Origin of the sequence: Haladaptatus sp. (genome assembly GCF_049589095.1) — an archaeon.
In the GTDB taxonomy this organism is placed as follows: Archaea; Halobacteriota; Halobacteria; order Halobacteriales; family Haladaptataceae; genus Haladaptatus.
In genome coordinates this window covers 1-4,604 of the sequence record NZ_JBAWAC010000551.1, presented here as the reverse complement: position 1 = coordinate 4,604, position 4,604 = coordinate 1, and the positions used below count along the sequence as shown (strand labels likewise).

Below are 4,604 nucleotides of genomic sequence, written 5' to 3'. Positions count from 1 at the left end.
TAGTGGGTGAGGACGCCGATCCAGACGTATTGCAGGTTGCCGAACACCATCGGGAAGACGTAAAACAGCGCGAGGATCGGGAGGTTGTGGAGCGTCTTCCGGTGTTTGCCGAAGGCGGTATCCACGTCCGGAAAGAGCGCGCCGAGGATGACCGGAACGCCGACCGCCACGATGGAGTAGAACGTCTCCACGTCACCCGACGGATGGAGAACGTATCCGAGCCCGATGCTGAGAAGTGCCGCATTCAATACGTGTTCTTTTCGGTTCATTTGTTTGCAGGTCCCACCCCGCAATATCAAGGTTTTCCCTTTTACTCCAGTTCGTCGAGGAGGTCCGAAAGGGCTCGATTCGCTATTTTACGCTTGATCTCCTGTCGAGAGCCGTCGAACTCGTACCGAGCGACCACCGAGTAAGATTCCGCGCTTCCCCACTCACCCGCGTAGGCCACACCGATGAAGACCGTTCCGACGGGCTTTTCGTCGGTACCGCCGGTCGGTCCGGCGATTCCGGTCGTGGCGACGCCCCACGTCGTCCCCGCGACGTCGCGCACGCCGCGGGCCATCGCACGGGCGACGGGTTCGCTGACGGCACCGTGTTCGTCCAGCGCTTCGCGGGTGACGCCGACGTGACGCATCTTCGCGTCGTAGGAGTACGTGACGAGACCCCTGTCAAAGTAGTCGCTCGACCCCGGAACGTCGGTCAGGAGCGACCCGATGAGGCCGCCAGTACAGGACTCGGCGGTCGCAACCGTCGCGTTCGATTCACGGAGGGCGTCCCCGACTCGCCGTTCGATTGGTTGGTCGTCCGTGCTCATGGAGAGGGAAAGGAGGCGCGAAAAAAAGAAACCCGCGGGTCGATTTCCAACACGAGACGGAAAGCAAGACGATGATTACCTGGCCGGAATCTCTTCGAGCATCCCGGCTTGGACGCCCCAGAGGTCCGCGTACAGGCCGTCCTCGGCGAGCAGTTCGCCGTGCGTTCCTCGCTCGACCACGCGACCGTTTTCGAGGACGAGGATGGTTTCGGCGTTCTTGATGGTCGAGAGACGGTGGGCGATGGCGAGCACGGTCCGGTCCTCCAGCAGCGCGTCGAGACTCTGCTGGATGCGGAGTTCGGTCTCCGTGTCCACGTCGCTGGTCGCCTCGTCGAGGATGAGCACGGCCGGGTTCTGGAGCAGGATGCGGGCGATGCCGACGCGCTGACGCTGCCCGCCGGACAGTTTCACGCCCCGTTCACCGACCTCCGTGTCGTAGCCGTCCGGGAGTTCCTCGATGAACTCGTGGGCCTGTGCGGCTTTCGCGGCCTCGATGACTTCCGCTCGGGTCGCGTCGAACGTCCCGTACGCGATGTTCTCGCCGACGGTCCCGGCGAAGAGAAACGTCTCCTGGCTGACGTAGCCGACCGATTGGCGGAGGCTGGAGAGCGACACTTCCGTGATATCCTGCCCGTCGAGTCGAATCGTCCCGTCGTTCACATCGTACAGTCGCAAGAGGAGTTTCAGTATCGTGGACTTCCCCGCACCCGTCGGGCCGACGAGCGCGAGGGTTTCGCCACCGCCCACCTCGAAGCTCACGTCCTCCACGACGGTCTCCTCGTCGTCGTAGCCGAACGTCACGTCCTCGTACTCGACGACACCCTCCGAAACGTCGATATCTGGCGCGTCGTCATCGGTTTCGAGGACGCTCGGTTCGTCCATCAGTCCGAAGACGCGCTCGGAGGAGGCGACCGCCTGCTGGTACATGTTGATGAGTTGGCCGAACTGCGCGAGCGGCCAGATGAACCGCTGGCTCAGGAAGATGAAGCTGACGAACCCTCCGGGGCTCAGGTCGCCCGAGAAGACGAACGGTGCGCCGCTCAGTACCCACAACCCGCCGATGGCGAAGGTGAGGATGAAGCCGAACCCGGCGCTCAATTCCAGTCCGGGGAAGAACGTGATTCGAGTCCGAATGGCGTCCCAGTTCGTGTCGTAGTACTCCTTGGAGGAGTCGGTGACGCGGTCGAACTCGTAATCCTCGGCGCTGCTGGCCTTGATGACCTCGATGCCGCCGAGGTTGTTCTCCAGTCGAGCGTTGAGTTGTCCGACCGTCGAGCGCACCTTCGCGTACTTCGGTTGGATTATTTGGACGAACTTGTACGTGAACGCCGCAACGATTGGGACGGTGGCCAGCGTTACGAGCGCGAATTCGAAGTTTATCAACGAGAGGAGAACGGCGACACCGACCACGGTGACCCCGATTTGGGTCATCACGTTTAGTCCGCCGTTGAGGAACTGTTCGAGGCGGTTCACGTCGTTGTTGAGGATGCTCATCAGTTCGCCCGTCTGCTTTTCTGCGAAGAAACCGAGGTCCAGCCGTTGCATCGCGTTGTAGGTGTCACTCCTGACTTCGTGCTGGATGGACTGGGCGAACTCGTTGAGACCCCAACCCTTGGCCAATCCACCGAGGGCACTCCCAAGGAAGGAGAGGGTTATCAGCCCCACGGTGAACCAGAGCTGGCCGAACTGATCCGTCGGAATCCACGATTGAGGCACCAGCGGAAGCTGATACGGTTTTTTGCTCAAGAACGTCGCATCGAGCGCGATACCGAGAAGGACCGGTGGCAGGAGTGAGAGCAAGTGGGTGGCGAGACTGGCCACTATCCCGATGGTGAGCGGAAACCAATGCTCCAGACCGTAGGTTCCGAACAGGCGTCGAATCGGTGCATCGACGCGCTCGCGTTGTTCGCTGAACGTCTTCCCTTCGTCTGTGTTGTCTGTCATTTCGTGTGTCGGTATGGTGTGAATTCTGTGGTGTGATTTCCAGCGTTCCGTCCGACGACCCCAATGTACGGTTGTACAAATCGAATCGGGTGGACGGCATACGATGCGGAGACCTGCTCGTGACCCATTGAGTCGAACACCCACGGATACGCGGCAGGCCAATTGGTCGTCTGTCGAGCGGATGCCGTGGCTACGGCGTGCGAACACGCGAAGAGAACTGCCGCCACGGAGTGGTCACGCGCGTCGAGCGGCGTGGACCGCTGTCAGTAGAGGGTCAGAACCGGGATCATCGTTCTTCATTCCCAATGAATCTCCTGCCAACATAAAGGATAGTGTGACTGTGGGACACACACCCACGACCTTCTCGATCATCGCTCGAAATCCGTTTTCCGCGTTCGACGGACTCCCCGTTGCGAAAGAAACACTTGCCAGTGCTGCGACCGTCTGGTATGGACTACGACACCCCCCTGTTCTTTCACGTCATGACCTACGCGGCGGACGCCGACCACGACGTCGTCGATATGGTCAGCGGAAACCCCGACTGGGGGTCGCCGCCGAGTATCGCCGAGGGACTTCACGCCTACGCCGACCTGGGCGGGGCGGACTTCCAGTACCCGCCGAGCGAGGGACTCCTCGAACTGCGCGAGGAAATCGCCGCACGGCGGGATGTCGATACCTCGCAAGTCGTCGTGACCTGCGGTGGCGGCGAAGCTAACTATCTGGCGATGGCTCGGGCGATGGAACGCGAAGCGGGCGACGAGTTCATCCTCACCGATCCGGTGTACCCGTACTACCCCGGCAAGACGACGATGCTCGGCGCGAAACAGTGCTTCGTCACCACCGCGGCGGACGGCACGCTCGACCCGGACGACGTGCGAGAAACCGCGAGCGAGGACACCGCCGCGATCGTCGTGAACTCGCCGAACAATCCGACCGGAGCGGTGTACGACGAGGGGACGATGCGTGAACTCGTGGCTATCGCCGAGGAGTACGACGCGCTCCTCGTCAGCGACGAGGTGTACGACCACTTCGACTTCTCCGGCGAGTTCACCAGCGCGTTAGCGTTCGATTCCGACCACCGAATCGTCACCAACTCGTTCTCGAAGTCGCTGGCCATCACCGGATTCCGTGTCGGCTACGCCATCTTCCCACCGGAACTCGTGGACGTGGCCAAGACCCGCCACATGCTGACGAACGTGGCGACGAGCCGTCCCGCACAGTACGCCGTCCTCCACGCGCTCCGCGAGACGACCCGGGAGTATTACGAGGAGAACCGCACGCTCCTCGAATCGCGCGTCGAGACCTTCACCGACGCCCTTGACGCCGCCGGTGCCGACTACACCACTCCCGACGGCGCGTTCTACGTCATGGCTCGCTTCCCCGACTTCCCCGGCACGCTGGCGAACGTCGAGAACCTCATCGACGAAGCAGGCGTCGCTGGCATGCCCGGCGAAGCCTTCGGCTCCTCGCGCAACGACTGGATCCGATTCGCCCTCGTCTCCCCACGCGTCGAGGAAGCGGCCGACCGACTCGCGGCGCACTTCAGCTGAGAAACGGACAGCAATGTTGCTGTATCGCTTTTGGCGCACCCTCCCGGGTTAGGCAGACTGTGGGTTGCGAATCGAGGGACGAGGCGTTCGGCAACCCGAAACGTCCACCGTCGTTGGTCCCGGTTTGGTATTTAAAATTACGTGTGAGTCACTCCACCGAAAATCCCGTCTCGCGTTCGAGCGCTTCGTCGATCGCAGTGACGAGCGCCTTCCCCTTCGCCAGCGTTTCCTCGTATTCGGCTTCGGGGACCGAATCGTGGACGATTCCCGCGCCGACGCGGAGGTGATACTCGTCG

At 61.9% G+C, this 4,604-nt stretch carries 4 protein-coding genes and 1 pseudogene; 1 reads left to right on the top strand and 4 read right to left on the bottom strand.

Annotated features, from left to right (window positions below; all coding sequences use genetic code 11):
- From WBV42_RS17455 to WBV42_RS17445, 3 genes and pseudogenes are all read right to left on the bottom strand, one after another.
- Window positions 1–269: pseudogene (locus tag WBV42_RS17455) on the bottom strand (metal-dependent hydrolase); the annotation flags it as partial.
- Between the two features lie 41 nt (window positions 270–310).
- Window positions 311–814: a CinA family protein gene (locus WBV42_RS17450; protein ID WP_066143418.1), complete on the bottom strand. Its 504-nt coding sequence runs from the start codon at window positions 812–814 to the stop codon at window positions 311–313.
- 75 nt (window positions 815–889) lie between these two features.
- Entirely contained in the window at window positions 890–2,758 is a 1,869-nt protein-coding gene (locus tag WBV42_RS17445; RefSeq protein ID WP_423987151.1) for an ABC transporter ATP-binding protein, read from the bottom strand.
- A gap of 449 nt (window positions 2,759–3,207) precedes the next feature.
- On the opposite strand from WBV42_RS17445, the gene WBV42_RS17440 reads away from it, so the two are divergent.
- A complete protein-coding gene (locus WBV42_RS17440; RefSeq protein ID WP_423987150.1) occupies window positions 3,208–4,308 on the top strand; it encodes a pyridoxal phosphate-dependent aminotransferase in 1,101 nt (366 codons plus the stop codon).
- Window positions 4,309–4,456: 148 nt separating this feature from the next.
- Here the strand turns inward: WBV42_RS17440 and WBV42_RS17435 are convergent.
- The coding region (locus WBV42_RS17435; protein WP_423987152.1) for a chorismate-binding protein at window positions 4,457–4,604 on the bottom strand (148 nt) is incomplete at its 5' end.